The sequence below is a fragment of the Devosia algicola genome, assembly GCF_028816455.1.
In the GTDB taxonomy this organism is placed as follows: domain Bacteria; phylum Pseudomonadota; class Alphaproteobacteria; order Rhizobiales; family Devosiaceae; genus Devosia; species Devosia algicola.
Genome location: NZ_CP118246.1, coordinates 3,289,779 through 3,310,024, shown reverse-complemented (window position 1 = coordinate 3,310,024; position 20,246 = coordinate 3,289,779). Strand labels below are relative to the sequence as shown.

At 56.5% G+C, this 20,246-nt stretch carries 17 protein-coding genes and 2 pseudogenes; 6 read left to right on the top strand and 13 right to left on the bottom strand.

Annotated features, from left to right (window positions below; all coding sequences use genetic code 11):
- Nucleotide 1: 1 nt before the first annotated feature.
- Nucleotides 2–1,422: pseudogene (gene uxaC / locus PSQ19_RS17625) on the bottom strand (glucuronate isomerase).
- 193 nt (nt 1,423–1,615) lie between these two features.
- On the opposite strand from uxaC, the gene PSQ19_RS17620 reads away from it, so the two are divergent.
- A complete protein-coding gene (locus PSQ19_RS17620; protein ID WP_282218812.1) occupies nt 1,616–1,750 on the top strand; it encodes a hypothetical protein in 135 nt (44 codons plus the stop codon).
- Here PSQ19_RS17620 and PSQ19_RS17615 read toward each other — a convergent pair.
- The 6 genes from PSQ19_RS17615 to PSQ19_RS17590 all read right to left on the bottom strand — a co-directional run bounded on the left by PSQ19_RS17615 (nt 1,731) and on the right by PSQ19_RS17590 (nt 9,270).
- Complete coding sequence (locus PSQ19_RS17615; RefSeq protein ID WP_282218811.1) at nt 1,731–2,036, bottom strand: DUF6894 family protein; 306 nt, start codon at nt 2,034–2,036, stop codon at nt 1,731–1,733. The genes PSQ19_RS17620 and PSQ19_RS17615 overlap by 20 nt on opposite strands.
- A gap of 177 nt (nt 2,037–2,213) precedes the next feature.
- Nucleotides 2,214–3,251 (bottom strand): NADP-dependent oxidoreductase, encoded by a 1,038-nt coding sequence (locus tag PSQ19_RS17610; protein WP_282218810.1) that lies wholly within the window; start codon nt 3,249–3,251, stop codon nt 2,214–2,216.
- A 352-nt stretch (nt 3,252–3,603) separates the two neighbouring features.
- The gene (locus PSQ19_RS17605) at nt 3,604–6,060 is read right to left on the bottom strand and encodes a glycoside hydrolase family 38 N-terminal domain-containing protein (RefSeq protein WP_282218809.1); all 2,457 of its coding nucleotides are present in this window, start codon (nt 6,058–6,060) and stop codon (nt 3,604–3,606) included.
- A gap of 52 nt (nt 6,061–6,112) precedes the next feature.
- Nucleotides 6,113–6,892: a carbohydrate ABC transporter permease gene (locus tag PSQ19_RS17600; RefSeq protein WP_282218808.1), complete on the bottom strand. Its 780-nt coding sequence runs from the start codon at nt 6,890–6,892 to the stop codon at nt 6,113–6,115.
- A gap of 159 nt (nt 6,893–7,051) precedes the next feature.
- Nucleotides 7,052–7,924 carry a carbohydrate ABC transporter permease gene (locus PSQ19_RS17595; RefSeq protein WP_282218807.1) on the bottom strand — a complete coding sequence of 291 codons (873 nt, stop codon included), beginning with the start codon at nt 7,922–7,924 and terminating at the stop codon, nt 7,052–7,054.
- Between the two features lie 92 nt (nt 7,925–8,016).
- Nucleotides 8,017–9,270: an extracellular solute-binding protein gene (locus tag PSQ19_RS17590; RefSeq protein ID WP_282218806.1), complete on the bottom strand. Its 1,254-nt coding sequence runs from the start codon at nt 9,268–9,270 to the stop codon at nt 8,017–8,019.
- Between the two features lie 371 nt (nt 9,271–9,641).
- Between PSQ19_RS17590 and PSQ19_RS17585 the strand changes: the two genes are divergently transcribed.
- The 4 genes and pseudogenes from PSQ19_RS17585 to PSQ19_RS17575 all read left to right on the top strand — a co-directional run bounded on the left by PSQ19_RS17585 (nt 9,642) and on the right by PSQ19_RS17575 (nt 12,436).
- Nucleotides 9,642–10,670, top strand: coding sequence for an SIS domain-containing protein (locus PSQ19_RS17585; RefSeq protein WP_282218805.1), 1,029 nt, complete (start codon nt 9,642–9,644; stop codon nt 10,668–10,670).
- Nucleotides 10,667–11,626 carry an ROK family protein gene (locus PSQ19_RS17580; RefSeq protein ID WP_282218804.1) on the top strand — a complete coding sequence of 320 codons (960 nt, stop codon included), beginning with the start codon at nt 10,667–10,669 and terminating at the stop codon, nt 11,624–11,626. Before PSQ19_RS17585 ends, PSQ19_RS17580 begins: the two co-directional genes overlap by 4 nt.
- Before the next feature lie 44 nt (nt 11,627–11,670).
- A pseudogene (locus PSQ19_RS20065) lies at nt 11,671–11,961 on the top strand (DeoR family transcriptional regulator); the annotation flags it as partial.
- Nucleotides 11,962–11,968: 7 nt separating this feature from the next.
- Nucleotides 11,969–12,436 carry a DeoR/GlpR family DNA-binding transcription regulator gene (locus PSQ19_RS17575; protein ID WP_282218803.1) on the top strand — a complete coding sequence of 156 codons (468 nt, stop codon included), beginning with the start codon at nt 11,969–11,971 and terminating at the stop codon, nt 12,434–12,436.
- Nucleotides 12,437–12,453: 17 nt separating this feature from the next.
- Here PSQ19_RS17575 and PSQ19_RS17570 read toward each other — a convergent pair whose 3' ends face one another.
- The 6 genes from PSQ19_RS17570 to PSQ19_RS17545 all read right to left on the bottom strand — a co-directional run bounded on the left by PSQ19_RS17570 (nt 12,454) and on the right by PSQ19_RS17545 (nt 18,835).
- Entirely contained in the window at nt 12,454–13,527 is a 1,074-nt protein-coding gene (locus PSQ19_RS17570; RefSeq protein ID WP_282218802.1) for an ABC transporter ATP-binding protein, read from the bottom strand.
- Between the two features lie 52 nt (nt 13,528–13,579).
- Nucleotides 13,580–14,470, bottom strand: a complete 891-nt coding sequence (locus tag PSQ19_RS17565; RefSeq protein ID WP_282218801.1) for a carbohydrate ABC transporter permease — start codon at nt 14,468–14,470, stop codon at nt 13,580–13,582.
- 2 nt (nt 14,471–14,472) lie between these two features.
- Nucleotides 14,473–15,381 carry a carbohydrate ABC transporter permease gene (locus PSQ19_RS17560; protein ID WP_282218800.1) on the bottom strand — a complete coding sequence of 303 codons (909 nt, stop codon included), beginning with the start codon at nt 15,379–15,381 and terminating at the stop codon, nt 14,473–14,475.
- Between the two features lie 168 nt (nt 15,382–15,549).
- Nucleotides 15,550–16,809: an ABC transporter substrate-binding protein gene (locus tag PSQ19_RS17555; RefSeq protein ID WP_282218799.1), complete on the bottom strand. Its 1,260-nt coding sequence runs from the start codon at nt 16,807–16,809 to the stop codon at nt 15,550–15,552.
- A gap of 78 nt (nt 16,810–16,887) precedes the next feature.
- Nucleotides 16,888–17,790, bottom strand: coding sequence for a sugar phosphate isomerase/epimerase family protein (locus tag PSQ19_RS17550; RefSeq protein WP_282218798.1), 903 nt, complete (start codon nt 17,788–17,790; stop codon nt 16,888–16,890).
- A gap of 10 nt (nt 17,791–17,800) precedes the next feature.
- Nucleotides 17,801–18,835, bottom strand: a complete 1,035-nt coding sequence (locus PSQ19_RS17545; protein ID WP_282218797.1) for a Gfo/Idh/MocA family protein — start codon at nt 18,833–18,835, stop codon at nt 17,801–17,803.
- Nucleotides 18,836–19,077: 242 nt separating this feature from the next.
- Between PSQ19_RS17545 and PSQ19_RS17540 the strand changes: the two genes are divergently transcribed.
- Entirely contained in the window at nt 19,078–20,112 is a 1,035-nt protein-coding gene (locus PSQ19_RS17540) for a LacI family DNA-binding transcriptional regulator (RefSeq protein ID WP_282220738.1), read from the top strand.
- The last annotated feature ends 134 nt before the right edge of the window (nt 20,113–20,246 follow it).

Below are 20,246 nucleotides of genomic sequence, written 5' to 3'. Positions count from 1 at the left end.
GCTAGCCGATACGATAGGCATCCTTGGCCGCCTGGTAGCTCAAATGCACAGCGACGTCGCGCGCAGCACTTGCCGACAGGCGGTGCTCGGCGATCCATCGGGCAAGAAAACCACACACTTCGCGCCGCCATACATCGTGGCGAGCGGGTATCGAGAGCAAAGCGCGGGTATCGTCATTAAAACCGGCCAGATTGTAAAATCCGGCCGTTTCAACAACCTGATCGAGATAGCGTCGAATGCCTTGCGGGCTGTCGTGGAACCACCATGGCGGTCCAATCATCAATGAGGGCCAATAACCGGCCATAGGCGCCAGTTCGCGGGCATAAGTAGTTTCGTCCAAAACGAACATGAGCAGGCGCAGGTTAGGTTCATTACCACACCGGCCTAACAGTGCGCGTAGTCCATTGCCATAATCGGTCGGGGTCGGAATGTCGGCGCCGAGATCCGGCCCGCGTTCGGCAAAAAGCAGCGGATCGGTGTTGCGGGACGAGCCGGCGTGAATTTGCATGACCATACCGTCTTCAACCGAGAGAAGCGCCATTTCGGTCAACATCTGGGCGCGGAACAATTGGGCGTCGGTTGCGTCATGCTTGCCTGACAAAATCTTGTCGAGCAGGGCCTGTTTTTCGACCAGCGCCAAGTCGGCGGTCATGGCATTGGGTACGCCATGGTCGGTTGCGATGGCGCCAAAACGCCGGAACGTCTCACGACGCTGGCGGTGGGCGTTGATCAATCCCGGCCAGGAACTGACATTTTCGCCGGTCAGCGCCGAGAATTGTTGGAGATTTTCGACAATGGCGGGACGGCTGGGATCGGTGACATCGTCGGGTCGATAGGTGGTGCGTATCCGGCCAATCAACCCCTGCTCCAACATGGACTGGTGGTGATGCAGCGGATCGAGGGCAAATTCGGTAGTGGCGATCACCTCGACATTGGCGCGGTCCAGAATGGCCAGCGGCAGAAGATCGGGCTCACCCAGTCGGGTGGCGATCTGGTTGTAAATGTCGTCGGCGGTCTGTGGAGATAGCGGGGTCTCAATGCCAAAGGCAAATTTTAGCGAATGATCAATCCAGAGGCGCGAGGGGGTGCCAGCAAACAAATGGTAATTGGCCGCCAAGACACGCCAGGCGCTTTGTGGATCGGCAACCTTTTTCCATCCCGGCGCGGCACACCAAGCTCATCATAGCTCAATCCCCGGCTGCGCAGCAGGCGCAGCACATAGTGATCGGGCGTCAGGAACAAGGCGCTGGGGTCAGAAAATCTCTGGTTCCGGGCAAACCAGGCCGGGTCGGTATGTCCATGGGGGCTGACGATGGGGAGCGCCTTGACGCTCTCATAAAGATCGCGCGCCAGCGAACGCATTGGCTCGGCGGCGGGAAACAATCGGTCTGGGTGCAAATGCTGGTTCATGGCGCCATTCATGGCAGAGGTTCGGGAGGTGGTCAATTGCTTCCATACAAGATGGAACGCATGGTTGTTTAGTCAATATTGACTCTAATTGGCGCCGATCGGCCACTGCCGCGAAAGTCGCGCTAAGGCTCGATTTGACGCTGAGGCGGGAGGGTCGGAATTTTCTCCCTGGAGCGGCGTTGGCAGGCATCGGTTGGAGGATCTGATGGCCCACATTTTTTTGATTGCCGACAAGCAGTGGCGCCGTGCCAACTATCGCTGGGTGATGATGGGGGCATCGGCTATCGCTGCGGCCGGCATTATTCTTGCAGCGGCGACTATCATGGTGATGTTGGGCTGATCAATGCAGCGTCGGGGGCTTGAGCAGGCTCCTCGGCGTCAAGCGTGCCCGGCTTGGAGGCGGACGCCCAGAAAACGATATAGAGCACCTCAACGCCTTTATCGTCGACAATTTCAATACACCGCGCCGCATTTGGCTTTTCGCCTTTTTCCAATGCCCGCGACAGCATGGTTCGGCCAATCTCGGCAGCCTGCTCGTGGGCTGCATCAATATCGGGCAGATCCTGTCCGATTTCGTCGACCACAAAATCATCGTCGGTCCGATAGTGAAAGAAAAACTTCGGCACTGATAGCACTCCATTACCTGTTCACAACAAACCCGGCGAAGCCGCTATTGGTTGCGTAGAACAACGCCATAGGACTGAACAGAAACCGATTGTGACCGGTGGGGAAAGATTTGGCCAGTGCCGACCGATAATATTGCTGGCGGGGCCAGAGCTTGATCAATTCCGGCCCCAGTGCACTCAGTCGGACTTGCCCAGGCGAATTACCCGTTTTCCGAATGCCTCGCCGTTCAACAGGCCAATAAAGGCGCCGGGCGCCTGTTCCAGACCGTCTATGATTTCTTCACGATACTGAATTTGTCCGGCCTCGATCCAAGCACCCATTTCCTTGGCGAACTCGGGATAGAGGTGACCAAAATCTTCAAAGATGATGAAGCCACGTATGGTCATGCGTTTGCGCAAGATCAGCCCCATCAACCAGTTGAGTCGATCCGGACCATCAGGCAATCCGGTGGCATTGTACTGGGAAACCAGACCGCATACGGGAATTCTTGCATTGGTATTGATCTGGCCGAGAACGGCGTCCAAAACCTTGCCACCAATATTTTCGAAATAGATATCGATGCCATCGGTGGTGGCAGCAGCCAATTGATCGGCAAAGTCGGCGGCCTTGTAATCGACACAAGCGTCAAAGCCCAGCGTATTGACGGCATGGCCACATTTTTCGGTGCCACCGGCGATGCCGACCACATTACAGCCCAACAGCTTGCCGATCTGGCCGACCGTTGCCCCGACCGGACCGGTAGCGCCGCCCACAACAATGGTTTCGCCGGCCTTGGGTTGACCAATCTGTTTCAACCCGGCCCAAGCGGTAAAGCCTGGCATGCCCAGGACACCCAGAGCCCAAGAGGGATGCAAAGGATTACGCCCCAGATTGGCGACGCCTTTGCCGTCCGAGAGGGCATAGTCCTGCCAACCGTTGAAGCTGAGCACCCAGTCGTCGGGCGCGAAGCCCTCAATAGATGAGGAAACAACGCGGGACACCGTACCACCGACCATCACCTCACCGATGCCGACGGGGGGTGCGTAGGACGGCGCATCACTCATGCGGCCACGCATATAGGGATCAAGTGAGAGATATTCCGTGCGCAGAAGCATTTGTCCTGCCTTTGGCTCGGGTACTGGCACAGTATCCAGGCGCAGCGTTGCATCTGTCGGTTCGCCCTTGGGGCGCTCGGCGAGTACAAAGCGGCGGTTGGCTGTGTCTGATTGGGGCATGTAATTTCCGATTTCTGGTTGGGCGAGGCTCACCTACTGGTCTAGTTATGGAAAAACTCCTGGTAGAGCCAGCAGATTTGGTGTCGTGGCATTAGCGACAGTAGACTGGCCGTTCCTGATCACGGACGCACGTTGCCAACAGGCTGGCCTCAAGCGAACCAATTGAACCGTCATTTTTCCGGTCAGTGCGCTACCGTCGGGAGGCTGTAATCGCTGGGACACCCAGTTCTGTGATTTCACAACTTTATGACGAGAGGAAGAACAGAATTAACCGCCCCCGAGACTGTCGGGGGCGGTTTGGCCTGGAAAACGCGGGGTAATTCGAACCGAAGCGGTTCACACGACCAGGGAGCTACAATTTATGGTCCCGCCGGACCCTGAGCGTTTTGATTTCGAACGGGGCCAGAGTGACCGAAATGCGTTCGTCGTGACACTCAACCGCGGCTCCCTTCGTCTCCCTCAGATCAGACTGCCACGCACTTTGCGCACCCAACAGGTATAAGTTGGCCTGCGTTTGTTTCCCGCTTGCTTCATAAACGCGAACAATCATTTCGTCGGCGGCACCATCTTCGGGCGATTTGATTCCGGACAGCACGACGTTGGTGGGCGCAAGTGTAAGATAAGGCCCTTCCTGAACAAGCGGGCCCGTTGGCACGACGTGGCACCGAACCGGTGTATTCAGTTCCTGCCCCATTTCGATGGCTTGCCCATCCGTCCAACTCCCTCGGTAGGGCAACAAGCAGAAATCAAAAGTGTGCTGGCCATGCTGTGAGGAGGATTCATCGGTGACCATGCCGGCATATTCGACTGTTGGCGCTCGAAGCAGCGTTGTCCATATGGCGCCGCCGGCGATTTCAGCACCCACAAGGCCGCTATTTGCCAAAGCCACGCCGCTATTGCCCTCTTCGACCGCAACCCAGCGATGAACCGGCCATTCGCCCCGCGCGGTGCGCCGCGAATGGTAGGGCATCCGACGCACGGCTCCGAAGGGGATTTCAAAAATCCCGGTGGAACTCTCAAAGCCGGTCGTTACCTTTAGCCGGACACGGCTGGTCTCGCCGCTCCAGTTAATTCGAACGGCCAGATCGAGCCCTGGTTTTCCGGACTGAAGGGAACATTCCATCTCCCATTCAAGCGGATTTGGCGCATTCGTCCACAGGCTCGGAAATCGACCGCGAATGATCAGGCGCTGCCGTAGCAACGATATAAAAGGTCCCTCAAGCTCGGGAATACCGGCATGCGATGAGACCTCGGCTCCGCCCAAATCTTCAATCTGGAAGCTTCCCAAATCCTTCTGCAGAACAATCTCGGCGCCAATGACTCGGCTCGCTTCCCCGTTCGCGCCAGCCATTTTTATCTGCAGGCCATTTTTTGCGCTGGCCGTCACAGTCAGGTGTTCGTTGGAAATACTCGCCTGTTTCGGCGGCTCGTTGGGGCTGGCTGGCGCCGTCGGTGCGGGTTTCACCTTCGCCTTAGAGTCTGCGCAGTCGATTACGATACGCTTGGCCTCCGCACCAGAAAACATTGTTCTGAACATCAGCACATCGCCATCGATTTCAAACGGCAGTTCGTTATCCTTGTCGCGCACACCGATGACGCTGGCGGCGTCGACCTTTGTTGGCAGCACAACTTTGACCAACGCATCGCGCGACCACGGCAGTCCGTTCATGGCTATGCAGGTAAGCTTACCAGTGCCATCGTCGCCGGCAAGACGCTCGGCACACCGTTGCAACAGATCGGCCGCACCAACTTCAACTTCGCCCAACTGCGCGATAGTGTCGTCGTAAACCGAGGTCGGGTGCGATCCAGAATAGACATCGTGGCTCTCGGCGAATGCCATCTTCCACCAGGATTCAACTGCCGTCTCCCGCCAGCCCGTCACGCCGAGCAATGTTGCCCATTTCTCGGCCTCCAGTAGTGATGACTCGGCCTTTCTGTGGTGGCAGCGAATAGCCACTCGCTGTCCGAAGGTACCGGTGAATTCGGGATTCAAATCGCTATCATATTCAGGCCATTCGGCATCGTGTGCCGCAAGCGCATCAAAGAAATCGGTAATCGTGGCGAACGCCCAGTTGCCGTCAGAGCGCGACGCATTTCGGTCGTTGACGAGAGTGGCTATGTGAGTGCTCGCGATACCGTCATACTCGGTGTAGGGCATTACCAGTACCGGACCGTCGACCCCTTTGGTTGCCGCCTGTTCAAAGAGCGCGTCGATCTGCCTGTACCTTTCCGTCATGCCGAAGAAAACGCGCTCGGGCACCACGTAGGGCGAATTGGCGTCTCGGCCAGCGACCAGAATGCGGCTGCCGTCCAAACCGCGCGCAATGAATACATCGCGATGCAGGGTCCCTCCGAAGCGATTGGCCAAAAGGTTGTTCTGTCCAAACTGCCGTAGAATTTGTGGTACCTGAGCGTTCACACCGAACGTATCAATCAGGTACCCGGTATTTGCAGTCACCCCGAACAGTTCTTGAACGCAGCGAAGGCCCAAAAGTTGATTTCTGACAAAACTCTCGCCGGACGGTCCGTTGGTTTCCAAGGTTGAGGCCAGCCCCCCGGCAAACTCGATACGACCTTGCTGCACATAATCACGCAGGCGCGCGATCAGGTCGGGCCGCCGTTGGGACAAGATCCGAAAATGCGCTGCCTGCTCGAGCAGATAGGTATAGGCAGGATGGGTGTCCAAAACATCGAGTAGCCGCACCATTGCGGCCTCCAATATTTCGCAATGCTCGTCCCGGTTCATCTTCCAGGCCAGATCGATATGGGTCAATCCAACGACATAGTATTTAGCTGCGGTCTTACTCATGGCGATCCTGCCGTCTTATGTTTGATACCAGGTGGATGAAATGATGCATCGGCTACTTCAATCCGGCCGAGGTCATTGCATTGACGAACTGCCGCTGGAACAGCGCAAAAACGATAATTATGGGAATGACGGAGATGGTCGCGGCAGGCAGCATGTACTGGAGCAGAGGGCTATGGACTGTCGCAAGTCCGGCGATGCCCATGGGGAGCGTCCGCATGTCGGGCGAGCTGGTTACAACAAGTGGCCACAGCAGGGAGTTCCAGGATTCAATGAACGACAGAATTGCCAGCGCAGCGATTGGTGGCTTGCACAGCGGCAAAATGATCTGCGTAAAAATCCCAAATTCACCCATACCATCAACGCGCGCCGCATCAATGTAATCGAGCGGAATTCCATGCATATACTGGCGCATCATGAATATGCCGAACACAGTAATGCCCTGGGGAATAATAAGAGCCCAATATGTGTCGGTCCAACCCAACCAGCTTACGAGAATGTATCTTGGAATTAGCATCACCGTGCCAGGCATCATCATGCTGGTCAGGATCGCTATGAAAATTATGTTCTTCCAGCGAAATTCGAATTTGGCGAAGATGTAGCCTGCCAGCGCGGACGTGAACACCGCCAGAATAGTGCTCGCCACGGCTACGATGGTGCTGTTTAGGAAATATCGACCAAAGGGCATCTCGTTGAAAATGTAGATATAGCCCGAAAGTGTCGCGTCTTCAGGCCAAAACGTTGGGATCGCCCGTGACAGTTCCACGCTGGTTTTGAATGATGACAGCACCATCCATACCAACGGAAATGACACAAGGAGGGCAATAATTGCCATAAGGAGCCACTTTGACGCCCGAGGCAAACTAACAGCTTTGCCCAAGTATGAATTCCGCGCCACAGTTATGTCCTTTTCTTCAAATCACAAATTGATCGTAGACGGTCGCATTGAGATAATCTTTGCTTGCTGGTCGCGAGGTAGAACACCGAACAGGCGCTAATACTCCCATTTCGTCCGTCCAATTCGAAGCTGTACGATCGAGATGACGCCGACAATCAGGAACAGGAGTACCGACAGGGCGGCGGCGTAGCCGACACGCCCCGCAGAAAATGCAGCTTCCCAAATCTTGTAAACAACGGTTCGCGTTGACCCCAACGGACCCCCTTGGGTCAGCACATAGATCGGCTCAAATACCTGGATCGTCCAAATCGAGATTATGACGACAAGGAACAGTATTGTCGGCGCAACCAGCGGTATGGTCACGAACCATGTTGTCTGCCAGGGCGAGGCGCCGTCGATGCTGGTTGCGTCATATAGCGAGCGCGGAATGTTCTGGAGAGCCGCCATGAAGATGAGAACGTCGAACCCCACATTCTTGAATGCATCCATCAGCGCAAGTGATGGCAGTGCCTCATCGACGCTGCGAATGAAAGGTTGAGCGGGAAGACCAAGCGCCTGCAGGACCACGTTGAATAGTCCCAAGTTGCTGAACATGTACAAAAATATGGCCGAGTATGCGACCATGCTCGTAATGTAGGGGGCGAAAAATCCGAAAATCATAAAACCGCGACCAACCAAAATCCTGTTTAGTGCAAGCGCGATGAAAAACCCCGGTATGATGGTTGCCGGGATGCGGATTGCCGCATAAATCAGTGTATTCTTGAGCGCCTCGGGGACGGCGCTATCCTCAAAAATGGCCTCTTTATAGTTGGCCAAGCCGACGAATTCGTCCCAAAAGAAGTCCCATAAGCTGTAATAAACTGACGTCGCGAACGGGTAGAAAACGAACGTCACCAGATAAATCAGGATCGGTGTTAGTGACATCCACACAAAGCGTGATTGCGCCCGGTTCAGTTTTGACTGTGCCATCGTTTCGGTCCTCAACGAATTGGGCGACAATATTCAGCCGGAGACGCATGGATAGCCCCGCGACACCAGCGTGCCGCAGGGTTTGTGGCTGATTAACGTTCCATGCGCGCGGTCAGTCGATTGATTTCGACTTCCGCATTGGTAAGGGCATCGTCGACGGTAGCCTGACCTCGACCAACGCTCTCAAGCATCTTGTCCATCTCCTTGAGTACGTCCGAACTCAGATACTCGGTGAGGTTGTCGGTAACAGCATATTTTAGGGCGTCCACATAAGGCGCGATGTAAACGGTGTCGGTAACCTCGGGCAAGGCAAGGGCCTTGCTAACTGTCGGCATCTCTCCGGAAAAGGCCGACCAGCGCGCTGCTATTTCAGGGCGCAGCAGGAATTCGAGGAAACGCCAGGTGCCGTCTTTTTTAGCCCCGTCAGCACTAACCAAATGGGCCCATACTTCCTTGATTGCCCAGTAGTCCGGCTGATCAGCGCTTACGCCGGGAAGCGGGGGCTGCGCCACGTGACCGACATGGATATCGGGATGATCCTTGGCGAGGATTGAGTCATACCAAGGACCAACCATGGTGGCGGCAATTTGGCCCTGATTGAACCCGGTGATGGTGTCACTGAATTCATAATCATCGACCTTCCACTTCTGGAAGATATCGGCGTATTGCTGGAGCGCCGCCTTACCCGCATCATCATTAAAGGCAACTTTTCCGTTTTCATCAAACGCGGTGCCGCCCATTTGCAGGAGCCAGGCCAAGAATATGGTGTGCTGCTCCTGCTGGGCAGAAAAGCCCGCCTGCGTCATCTTTCCGCTGGCATCGTGCTTGGTAACGCCCTGGGCCAGTTGCATGAATTCTTCCCAGGTTTTCGCCTGGGAGGGGTCGATGCCGGCGTCAGTCCATAGCTGTTCATTGTACATTATCACCCCGGACGAGGGATAGTAATTGTACGGAACCGCGTAGACCTTGCCATCCCGACTTACTGGTCCAAGTGAAGCGGGATACAGATCCTCCTTCAGCTTGGCGGTAAAATCGTCCGGAACTGGCGTCAGTCGCCCGCTAGCCAGAAAGGGCACGAATGCCGCGCTCGAAATGAACGTGATATCATCGAGATTGCCTGCCTGCAGTAGCGGCAAGAACTGATTGAACAATTGCGGTGTGAAGTTTGCGACAATATCGACATCAGGGTTCTCAGCTTCGAACTCGGTGATGAACTCTTCGAGCGCGCCTCGAAAATTCACCACGTCGAACGCCATGAATGTCACTTTCTCCTGGGCCTGGGCGAATGCGCTGCCCCCCAAACCAAACAACAACACCGCGGCTGCGCTGAGTGTCCGAAATTTCATAACTGACCTCCTCCTTGGAGTTTAACATTCTGTTGGTGGTGCATCATCGGACCATGGGTGGTTGCAGGAGCCTGAGCCCCGAAACATCCGGGATCAGTTATCCAGCCGAGCGGCGACGCTTAAACGCCCACGGTAAACCGAAGACTCTCGGCCTTGATTTCCGCTCAACCATGATATTCCGAACATACACGACGTTCGAATGAACAAGACATCGTTTACGGCATTCTGTCAATACGCACCGTGATGAAGCATCTTTCAGAATACGATTTGGTGTGCGATAGTCCCTTGTCAGGCGTCAATCGCACATCAAATATGTTGACTTTTAATGTGCGGTGCGTTTTACGACGACAATTGATTTGTGAGTTGGACGCATGATTGAGAATGACAGCAACGCCTACATCACCGATATGCTGCTCCAGCCGGAATGCCTGCGCCGCTTGCGGATGGAGGATGTGGTCGACGCGGTCGAACCAATCGGCAACACAATTGGCGCCTACAAGCGGGTCATATTGACGGGGATGGGCTCGTCGCACGCGGCGTTACGACCTTTGTGGCTCTGCCTTTTAGAGAATGGCACGCCGGTTTGGCTAGTCGATGCAGCCGAATGCCTTGGCCATTGCATGCAATTGATTGACGAGACGACATTGGTGATCGTTGCCTCACAATCGGGCCGAAGCGCCGAGATTGTCGCTCTGGCGGATGCAGTCCAGTCGCGCGATGGCAAGCTTCTCGCCATAACAAATGATGTGAGCAGCCATCTGGCTCGATCGGCGGATGCTGTGATCGATATTTGTGTTGGGGTCGAGCATGCGGTGAGCACCAAAACCTACCTGAACACCCTCGGTGTTGGCGTTGTGCTTGGCAGAATATTTCTGGACCGCAAACTCGATGATGCACTGCAACGCACCGCAGATGCGCTCGAACACTATCTTGAGAACTGGCGGCAGCGAACTGAACGCCTCAAGGAAACGGTTGGTCTTCCGACGCGCACATATTTTCTCGCACGCGGCCCCTCGCTTGCTGCCGCCGAGTATGGTGCACTTATCGCCAAGGAGGCGGCCCGCTGGCCAATAGAGGCGCAAAGTGTGCCCCAGTTCAGGCACGGTCCGCTCGAACTGGCCGACGAACGCTTGACCGTGGTTATTCTTGCCGGACGGGACAAAATCGCCCACGCCTACAATCGGGCACTTCACGACGACCTCACGGGATTTGGCGCCCGTTCATTCTGGCTCGACGTCGCGCCGGTAGACGGTCCCCTGACGATCCCTGTCGTTGAGCCGGACACAAGCTGGATAGTTGAAGCGGTGCCGCTGCAGCTGTTAAGCGTGGCCATCGCCGAACAATCGGGCATAATTCCGGGCTCGTTTCGTCATCTGCAAAAGGTCACAACGGTATTATGAGTGTGTGCGGCGTCGATATCGGGGGCACTAATGTGCGTCTGGTGGTTCTGGATGAAGGGGGCGGCACTCTTGCCCATCGGCGCCTTGGGACATCACCCGAGCGCGGCGCCGAGCAAACGATAGACGCGATCATCGTGGCCATCGAGAATTTGGTTGCGCACGCAGGCGCAACCCCGCTCCAGGCTATTGGCGTTGGCATTACCGGCCCCGTCGATGTTGTGACCGGGGTGGTTTCCAATCCTTTCACGCTGGAGGGCTGGCCGCCAACCGACCTGCGCGAACCATTCGCAAGTGCCTTCGGCGTACCTGTAACCATCGATAATGACGCCAATGTCGCGGCCGTGGGAGAATGGTGGCGTGGCGCTGGCATGGGTGCCCGGCGAATGACGATGGTGACGATTGGCACTGGTATAGGCGTTGCAACGCTGATCGATGGGTATGTGCAGCGGACAAGCAGTGGACGACACGGGGAAGCGGGCCATATGGCCCTGAACCCGGCCGGGCCCGAATGCTATTGCGGCGCAAGAGGATGCTGGGAAGTGCTCGGCTCCGGCACGGCGCTCGGGCGACATGCCAGGGCCTTGGCCAAGCACGAGGATGGCACATTGCGGGCGATGGCGAACGGCGATCCTGAGCAAGCAACCAGCGCGCTATTGTTCGCGGCGGCGGCGGCAGGAGATAACGCTGCGCGGGCGGTGATTGACAACGTCGCCAACTGGCTGGGACTGGGCCTCGTCAACCTTGCCTCAACAGTCATGCCCGATGTATTCGTGCTTTCGGGAGGTGTGATGGAGCATTTTGAGACCATTCACCCCAGGATTGAACAAGTCTTGCGGCAACATTCGGTAATGATTCCGACAGCAATACCAGTGGTGGTAGCGGCGCTTGACGATGAAGCGGGTGCCGTGGGGGCGGCGAAGATGGCGCTTGACTTGATAGGGCAGTCCGCGCGCTGAATTCAGAGCACCATTGCGGTGGACTTGAAATACAAAGGACTTGCATGTCGACCATCAATTCGCGCCAGACCCACGTGCTGCAACTTCTCGAGACCGAGGAGCGCGTATCCGTCGCCGACCTGGCGCGGCAGTTTGGTGTCTCGGACATGACCGTTCGGCGTGATCTTGAGGCATTGGAGAATAACGGTGCCATCAATCGCGTGCACGGTGGCGCGGTTCGCGCGCAAAGCCGCAGCTACGAACCACCCTTTTCAGCGCGCATCGCGCGTCGAACCGATGCCAAGCGCCGCATAGCGAACGCCGCAGTTTCGTTACTGAGCAAGGGCGAGACGGTAATTCTAGATGCGGGCACGACAACGCTCGAGATTGCCCGAATTCTACCGGGCCATCATGAGCCTGCGGGTATTGGCGATGAGCCTGCATATCGCCAATCTACTCATCGACCAGCCGCAAATTACCCTGATGATGTGCGGGGGTGTCGCTCGGCCTGGCGAACTCTCGATGACCGGCGCGCTCGCCGAGCGGGCGTTTTTGGATTTCTCCTTCGACACCTATTTCCTGAGTGCGGGCGGGATCGACTTTGACATGGGTGTTACCGAGTATAATCCCGAGGACGCAGCGGTAAAGCGTGCAGCTTTTGCCAACGCACGCCGGCGCATTGCCGTGGCCGACGGCAGCAAGATCGGCACTACGGCTTTTGCGCGCGTTTGTGCCGTCGACAGTCTGGACATGATCATTACCGACAATTCCGCTGCCGAGGGCAAGGTTCAGGAATTTCGCGAGGCGGGGATTGAGGTCGTCGTCACCTGAGCACCAACCGCCAACAATCAGATCACTTTGTCACTTTGCGCGTCGAACAGGTGAATATTAGCCGCGTCAATACGAAGGCCGACGATATCGCCGGTGCGGGCGTTGCTACGACCGGTTTCGACGATGGAAATCTCTGGATCGGTATCGGTGCTCAGATAGGCCATCGAGCCGGTAGACTCAATAAAGGCAATCGGCAAATTCAGCGCCGCAGCATCAGTGCTGACAATTGCCAGATGTTCGGGACGCATGCCAACAGTCACGCGGCGGTCTGCGTCGATCTTTCGACCCAACTCCATAATTGGCGCGTCAGGGAGGTCGAGCGAGACTTCATGGCCGCTGGGCGCGATGGTGCCGGGCACGAAGTTCATGGCGGGAGAGCCGATGAAGCCGGCGACGAACTTGCTTACTGGGCGGTCATATAGTTCGAGCGGACGCCCTTGCTGCTCGATTACACCGGCGCGCATCACCACAACGATATCGGCCATGGTCATCGCCTCAACCTGATCATGGGTAACATAGACCGAGGTGGCGCCGAGCCGATCGTGCAAGGCGCGGATTTCCTTGCGCATCTGCACACGCAGGGCGGCGTCGAGGTTGGATAGCGGTTCATCGAACAGAAATGCTTTTGGGTGCCGGATAATTGCGCGCCCCATGGCCACTCGCTGGCGCTGTCCACCGGACAGTTCCCGTGGATAACGATCGAGCAGGCCGACCAGGCCGGTGGTCGCCGCGACCTCCTCGGCAGCCTTGCGTGCCTCCGCCCTGGCCACGCCCTTGAGGCGTAGGGAATAGGTCAGGTTTTCTGCCACACGCATATGGGGATATAGTGCATAGGTCTGAAACACCATCGCGACGTCGCGTTCGCGCGGCGGAATGCCTTCCATGGACCGACCATCAATTTCCATATGTCCACCTGATATTGCCTCGAGTCCGGCGAGGGAGCGCAACAGGGTGGACTTACCACAGCCTGATGGACCGACGAGCGCGACGAAGCTTCCCTTGGCAATGCTCAGATTAATATCCTTGAGGGCATGAAAATCGCCGTAGTGCTTATCGATGCCACGTAACTCGATCTGGATATCCTGACTCATTTGGCAACTCCTGCAGGGATGGCGGCACGGCAAAAAGGGATTGAATTTGGTGTCATTTGATGGCTCCGACGACAACACCACGGGTCAATGTGCGCTGGAAGATCAAAAAGAATATCAGCGTTGGCGCTATCCCCAACAGTGCCGCCGCAGCGGTGGTGGTTGGGGTCGATACATATTGCCCGTTGAGCACGCCCATCGACACTGAGACGGTCTGGTTGTTGTTTGAGGCCAGCAACACGAGTGGCAACAGGAACTCATTCCAGGTCCAGATGAAAAAGAAAGTGGCCAGCACCGATAGCGTCGGACGGAGAACCGGCACGACGATGGTCCACAATATTTGCCAATTCGTCGCGCCATCCATTTCCGCGGCCTCAATGATCTCGCGCGGAAATGTGGTCATGACCGAGGCGAGCAGGTAAGTACCGAAGGCGCTTTGCAACACAGAAAAAACGATGATCACGGCCCAAAGACTATCGAACAGACCGACCGACTTGGAGAGGTAGTAGATTGGATAGACCAGAGACTCCTGCGGAATCATGATGCCGATCAGCAGGAGGATCAGTATTTTACTGCCCCCCTTGATGCGACCAATGCCGATGGCGTAGGCGTTGAGCAGGCTGAGCAATACGGCGAACACCGCCGTAGCCGCGCTGATGATCGTGCTATTGATTAACTTTCGAGTGAAATCAACATTGGTCCAAAACGCAGTCAGCGCGCTTAGATCAAAGCTTTGCGGAATAGCCAGTGGACCATGAGCGGCATAGTCGTCCGGCGTTTTTATGGCGTTGAAGAAGGCCAGAACGAACGGTGCCAGAAACAGCAGCAGACCAATGGTTACGGCGGCGAGTACCCACCAACGTCCGGCGCCGTGCATGGTGCCCGGATTAGCAGTACGGGTCTTGAGTGTTGCGACGCCGCGCAGGGGCGCAGAAGCTTCGTCCATAATTACGCCCCGTTCTCGGTTTGGTGGGCCTGCACCCGCAGAAAGATGATGCCCAGAACGATGGTCATCAGCATTTGGGCGGTCGTGATTGCAGCGCCATAGCCGACGCGATTGGTCGCAAAGAAATGGTAGTATGAGAAATAGGATGGAACGAGCGTCGAATTGTCCGGGCCGCCAGAGGTGAGCACATAAATCGGCGCGAACACCTTGAGCGCGGCAATGGTCGTGGTGAGCCCGACGACAAATATTTCGGGTTTCAATAGTGGCACGGTGATGGTCCAGAACCGTTGCAGCCACGTGGCCCCATCCAGTTCCGCAGCTTCGTTGAGGGAGGGGTCAACTCGTGCCAAACCGGCCATGAAAACCACAAGGCAGTAGCCGAGTTGCAGCCAGACCATGACCACCATGACAGCACCGATGGCCAACCGGGGATCGCCTAGCCAGTTCTGTGCCAGGTCATGCAGACCCACGCCTTCAAGAATGGAGTTGAGGACACCGAAAGGATTAAGGATCCAGCCCCAAAGAATACCAGCGGCCGATATCGGCAGTATCTGCGGCAGATAAAAGCCGGCCCGAAAAAAGCTCGATAATCCTTCTCCGAAACGGGCGCTGATATAGTCAAACAGAATGGCAGCGAGGAACACTCCAAGTATGGTCGGGATGACCGCCATGGCGACCACAAATGCTACTGTGTGTTCCAGCGAGGCCCAGAACGCGGCGTCATTGATCAGCTTTATGTAATTGTTCAGACCAACGAATTTGGGCAGACCGATACCTTTCCACCGGGAAAAGCTCAGACCGGTGTTCATGATGAAAGGCAGGAAAATTATGAGGACAAAGCCGATGGCCCCAGGGATCAGATAGAGCCAATATCCGGCCTGTCCGCGTGCTCGTTCGATGCTGTTGGCCATCGCTGTGTCACCTCAAGGTTCGTCTATCCGGCCTGCCAGTACTGATATTTGGTTGGCATGAGTGACCGGTTTAGCATTGCATCAGTAAGCGTTACGCTTAGTGCGATGCCCGAGGGCGCAGGGCGCACGCACGCCCTGCCCCAATCTTATGCTCTGTCAGACCTACTGTTATTGGTCTGACTGAACATCGTCATATGGTTTTTGCATCCGCTCGGCGAATTGCTCGGGGGTCACGGTGCCTGAAATCACCGCCTGTGTTGCCTGGAGCACAACGTCGTAGTAGCCCGGCACCGGCCAGTCAGGATAGAAGCCAAGTCCGTTTTGGGCCACCAATTGGTTGAACAATGTCACCTCTTCGTGCCCCACGGGATCGGTCACCATGGCGGGATCGGCGGCAATGGGCAGACCGCCTGAATTGCCGAACAGGGCCTGGTTTTCCTTGCTCAGAGTGATGTCGATGAAATCGTAGGCCAGATCCTTGTTCTCGGCGTTTTTAGGGACGACCCAGATATTACCGGTGGAGGCGGGGGAAATCACATTGCCGGGGAACAGGAACTGGCCGACATTGTCGCCCATCGCGGCCGCAAACGGTGCACCATACCAGGTGCCGGTGACCACCATCGGGGACTTGCCCGAGGTGAACTGACTGGCCATGTCTGCTGCCTTGAAACCGGTAGAGTCCTTGGAAATATAGCCTTTTTCCACCCATTCCTGCAGCTTTTGACCCGCATATAGAAATGGCGCTGTATCCAGCGGGGCCTTGAGGCCCTGGAAATCGCTGACCCAACCGGCGTCGGCCTGTGACAAGGCCAGTTCGTACATCAAATGCTGGGCCGGATAGTCGTTGGCAGCTTCGGCAATTGGGGTGATGCCCTTCTTGACGAAAATGTCCATGTCTGCCTCAAGTTCGGCCAAACTTGTGGGCACACTGATGTTCTCGGCGGCAAACATTTCCTTATTGTAGTAGACCGAAACATATTCACCGTAATTGGCAACGCCGATCAGCGGGCCTGAGCCGTATATGCCGTTTTCGTCATATCTGCTCAGCTGGTTACTGGCGTCGGTCAAAACCTTGTCCCAGCCGCGCTCCTTGGCAACATCGTCGAGCACCGTAAACAGGCCTTGTGAAGCCGCCAAACCGGCGACAGAATTGCCCTTGTTGTATTCCATCAGATCCGGCGCCTCGCTGGAATTGAGGATCAGCGTGCCGGCCTTAGTGATTTGATCGAACGTCTTGAGTTCAAATTGTACGTCGATATCAGGATGGTCGGCCTTGAAAGTATCAAGCGCCTGGGTCCAGGTGATGCCCGCTGCGCTGTCGGCCGCTTCGTACCACCAGATCCTGAATGTCTTGTTGTCGGCGTGTACTACACCGGTTGCCAGTGCCATGGCGCCAATCGCCAAGGCCATTTTTGATAGAACGCGCATTTAGTCCTCCCATGTGCGGATCGGGCCGCGGTTGATTAGGTTCGTCGACCATGACCTCGTTTAGGTCACCGCCGAAGTTCAGGCTGGGTTGGCGACAAAGCCGTCTCCCCGGCAATTTTTCAAATAATTGAGGGCATGGACCTGCCCGGTCATTTCCAACTCATCGCGATAGACCGGGTCGTGCCAACCTTCGATATCGATGGCGCCGGCATAGCCAGCCAAACGAAGTTCGGAGATCACATCGACCCAATTGCTGTCTCCGAAGCCGGGTGTGCGCATGAAGACAAATTTTTCCTTGCCGAACACGCCATGCTCACGAATGACCTCCCACCGGACCGTGGCGTCCTTGCCGTGGACGTGGAAGAACTTGTGGGCCCATTTTCGGATCTGGGGCAGCGGATCAATCAGATAGACCAATTGATGGCATGGCTCCCACTCCAACCCGACATTGTCGTCGGGCGTTTCATTGAAAATCATCTCCCATGAGTCGGGATTGTGCGCGATGTTCCAATCGCCCGTCGCCCAATTGCCCTCCATGGCGCAGTTTTCGAAGGCAATCTTTACGCCCTTATCGGCGGCGCGCCGGGACAATTCAGAAAATATCTGCCGGTAGCGCGGCAGGCTATCGGTCAGTGGTTTGTTGCGGATTCGACCCGTGAAACCAGCGATGCAGGTGGCGCCAAAGTGGTGGGCATTGTCGATACAATCCTTCCAACCCTGTAACGTCTCCAGATCGAGGGATTGTTCTTCGAGCGGATTGCCGAACATGCCAAGCGTCGAGATAGTGATGTCACGGCCACCGATTGCGTCACGACAACGCTTGCCCAGTTCAGCCAGATCCTGGCCATTGGTGGTCTGCCAGAAAAATGGCTCAAAACTTTCAAAACCGTGGTCGGCAATATTGGCGATATTTTGCGCCGCCTGCCCCTGGGTGGCCTGGATCATGGTGCCGATGCGGATGGATTTGGCGGCGTTGCTCACTATTGTGTCCTTATGCGCAGATTTTGACGCGGCGCTGGGTATTGGCGCTTTCGATCGCGGCAAACACCATGGCCAGGCTCTTGATATTGTCGCTGCCGTCCGTTTCAGGCGTCCGACCGGTAGCAATGGCCGAGATGAATTCGGCCAACACACTGGCGTGGCCATGGGTCTGGTCAGGATCGGGTGCGGTGGGCACTGGCACTGGTCGCAACTCGCGTAGGAAGCCACCGTCATTGGCCGTTACCCGCGCCTCGAAGCTATCGGCCCCGTCCCAAATCAAGCTGCCCCTAGTGCCGATGATCCGCCAGGCGCCTTCCCAACTGGTCGGCGCGCCTTCAGCGCACCATGACCCGCGATAGTTGAACACAACACCGTCGGACATTTCGAAAATGGCATTAGCCGCAGCGCCTTGCGCGTACCATGAGCCACGCGGATTGGTTTCAAGGCAATAGACGGATTGCGGGACCTTGTTACCCATAAAGCGCGCAGCATCGAGCGTGTGGATGGCCATATCGAGCAGTAGCGGACTGTGCATCTGGTCTCGAAAGCCACCAAAGTGTGCGCCGATGAAAAAATCGCCATGCAGGGCGGTGAGATCGCCCAGAACGCCGCTATCGAGCATGGAGCGAATCCGCCGAACACCAGAAATGAAGCGCCGGTTTTGAACGATCGCGTGGGTGCGGCCGGTTTCGGCCGCCAGCGCCACCAACGCCTGAGCGTCCGCGAGCGAGGATGCCATCGGCTTTTCACTCAGGACATGGCAATTGTGGCGCAGGCCGGTTTCCACCACGGCGCGCCTAGCGTCCGGGATGACGACGTCAAACATCAGGTCCGGCTGGGTTTGAGAAAGGATTTCGCCCAAGTCATGGCCAATGACTGCGTCATGCAACCCGAACTCGGCGGCGCGCGCTGCTGCCGTCGCTGGGTCGAGATCAACAAGGCCGACAATTCTGATCCGCCCCTTGAGCAGGTCGCTGCTGGTTATCGCCTCAAGCCATCCCTTGGACATGGAACCACATCCGACGAGCACAGCGCGAAATATCATGATTTCCTCCCGACGGACCACCTATTGCCTTGCCGTCTGTGCAGCACTGGTGCAAAATTGTTCCGTAAACGTTTACGAAAACTATTGCAGGTGAATATTGCTGTCAATGGGCGTCGCCGCAATTTTCTCCAATGTTGAGCGTGCGTCGGCGCATCGACCCCGCCATCGGCCTCCTCTAGGCGGCAGGGTCCATCCATGCGAAGAGCACTGAGGCGCCAATGAATGAGGACAAGAGCAGACACATGAAAGGCATCCGGCGGCTCGCCAAGCATCTGAACATTTCCATCGGCACGGTATCGCGGGCGCTTAACGGCAAACCGGACGTGAACGAGGAAACGCGCAAACGCGTGCTGGCTGCTGCTGTCGAACTTGGATATGAGCCCAATCAGGCAGGGCGCTCGCTTCGAAAGGGGTCCACTGGCGCTGTCGGTTTGATGATTGAATCCAGCCCTGAAACCGCTGCCAACAGCGACAATTTCTTTCTCGGCCTGATCGATGGCCTGCAGTCGGTGTTGTCACGCCAAAGCCTTGACCTGTTGGTCCTGCCCTGCCCCAGCGAGGAAGATCCAAATGACTATTTGCAGCGCATGGTGGCGCGACAACTGGTCGACGCGATGATTCTGTCGGCAACGCAGCACAGGGATCCGCGCATCGCGCTTTTGTCGGGCGCCGACATCCCATTTGTCACCATGGGGCGCGCGGGATTTGGCGATAGCCACGCCTGGATCGACCTCGACTTCGAAGGTGTCGCAAATCGGGCAATCGACCGGCTGGTGGGCCAGTCACATCGGCGCATAGCTGTGGCGGTACCGCCGACTGACGTCAATTTGGGCTCAATCTTTCTGGACGGTTACAAGACGGCACTGCGTCGGCACGGGCTACCGTTCGATCCTGATTTGGTGATTTATGCGAAAACCACAGAACAGGGCGGGTATGTTGCGGGCGATCAGTTGCTGGGCCTGTCCGAGCGGCCAACGGCGATACTGCTAGTTTACGAATTAATGGCAATTGGGCTCTATCGGCGGTTGAGCGAGGCGCAACTGCGGGTGGGCAAAGATATGGCGGTAATCGGCTTCAGAGAGTCGCCACGCTCGCGTTTCCTGTCGCCACGGCTTACTTGCTTTCGAATGTCACTGCATGAACTTGGCGGATCGCTGGCAGAATCGCTGCTGGCGGTTATGCCCCAGTTTCAGGCGCAATATCCGCTCGGCGCCGTGCACATGATCTGGCCGATGGAACTGGTCGAGGGGGAAAGCGACGGACCGCCGGGCGGGTAGGTTCGCATGACCACCATCGCGGGGTTTAGCGAACAGAGAAATGGTGCGCCTTTCCGGCGACCAGTCAAACCAAATCTTCACCGAACTTGCTCAGTGGGAGCAGATTTTAAAGGACACTTCGTTGGCCAAGCCAA

Coding starts and splice junctions, on each gene's coding strand:
- PSQ19_RS17555 (WP_282218799.1), bottom strand. CDS start 16,809: ATGCGCGTTCTATCAAAAATGGCCTTGGCGATTGGCGCCATGGCACTG.
- PSQ19_RS17605 (WP_282218809.1), bottom strand. CDS start 6,060: ATGAGTAAGACCGCAGCTAAATACTATGTCGTTGGATTGACCCATATC.
- PSQ19_RS17570 (WP_282218802.1), bottom strand. CDS start 13,527: ATGAGTCAGGATATCCAGATCGAGTTACGTGGCATCGATAAGCACTAC.
- PSQ19_RS17545 (WP_282218797.1), bottom strand. CDS start 18,835: ATGATATTTCGCGCTGTGCTCGTCGGATGTGGTTCCATGTCCAAGGGA.
- PSQ19_RS17620 (WP_282218812.1), top strand. CDS start 1,616: ATGGCCCACATTTTTTTGATTGCCGACAAGCAGTGGCGCCGTGCCAAC.
- PSQ19_RS17600 (WP_282218808.1), bottom strand. CDS start 6,892: ATGGCAATTATTGCCCTCCTTGTGTCATTTCCGTTGGTATGGATGGTG.
- PSQ19_RS17610 (WP_282218810.1), bottom strand. CDS start 3,251: ATGCCCCAATCAGACACAGCCAACCGCCGCTTTGTACTCGCCGAGCGC.
- PSQ19_RS17565 (WP_282218801.1), bottom strand. CDS start 14,470: ATGGACGAAGCTTCTGCGCCCCTGCGCGGCGTCGCAACACTCAAGACC.
- PSQ19_RS17575 (WP_282218803.1), top strand. CDS start 11,969: ATGCGGGCACGACAACGCTCGAGATTGCCCGAATTCTACCGGGCCATC.
- PSQ19_RS17560 (WP_282218800.1), bottom strand. CDS start 15,381: ATGGCCAACAGCATCGAACGAGCACGCGGACAGGCCGGATATTGGCTC.
- PSQ19_RS17585 (WP_282218805.1), top strand. CDS start 9,642: ATGATTGAGAATGACAGCAACGCCTACATCACCGATATGCTGCTCCAG.
- PSQ19_RS17580 (WP_282218804.1), top strand. CDS start 10,667: ATGAGTGTGTGCGGCGTCGATATCGGGGGCACTAATGTGCGTCTGGTG.
- PSQ19_RS17540 (WP_282220738.1), top strand. CDS start 19,078: ATGAAAGGCATCCGGCGGCTCGCCAAGCATCTGAACATTTCCATCGGC.
- PSQ19_RS17595 (WP_282218807.1), bottom strand. CDS start 7,924: ATGGCACAGTCAAAACTGAACCGGGCGCAATCACGCTTTGTGTGGATG.
- PSQ19_RS17590 (WP_282218806.1), bottom strand. CDS start 9,270: ATGAAATTTCGGACACTCAGCGCAGCCGCGGTGTTGTTGTTTGGTTTG.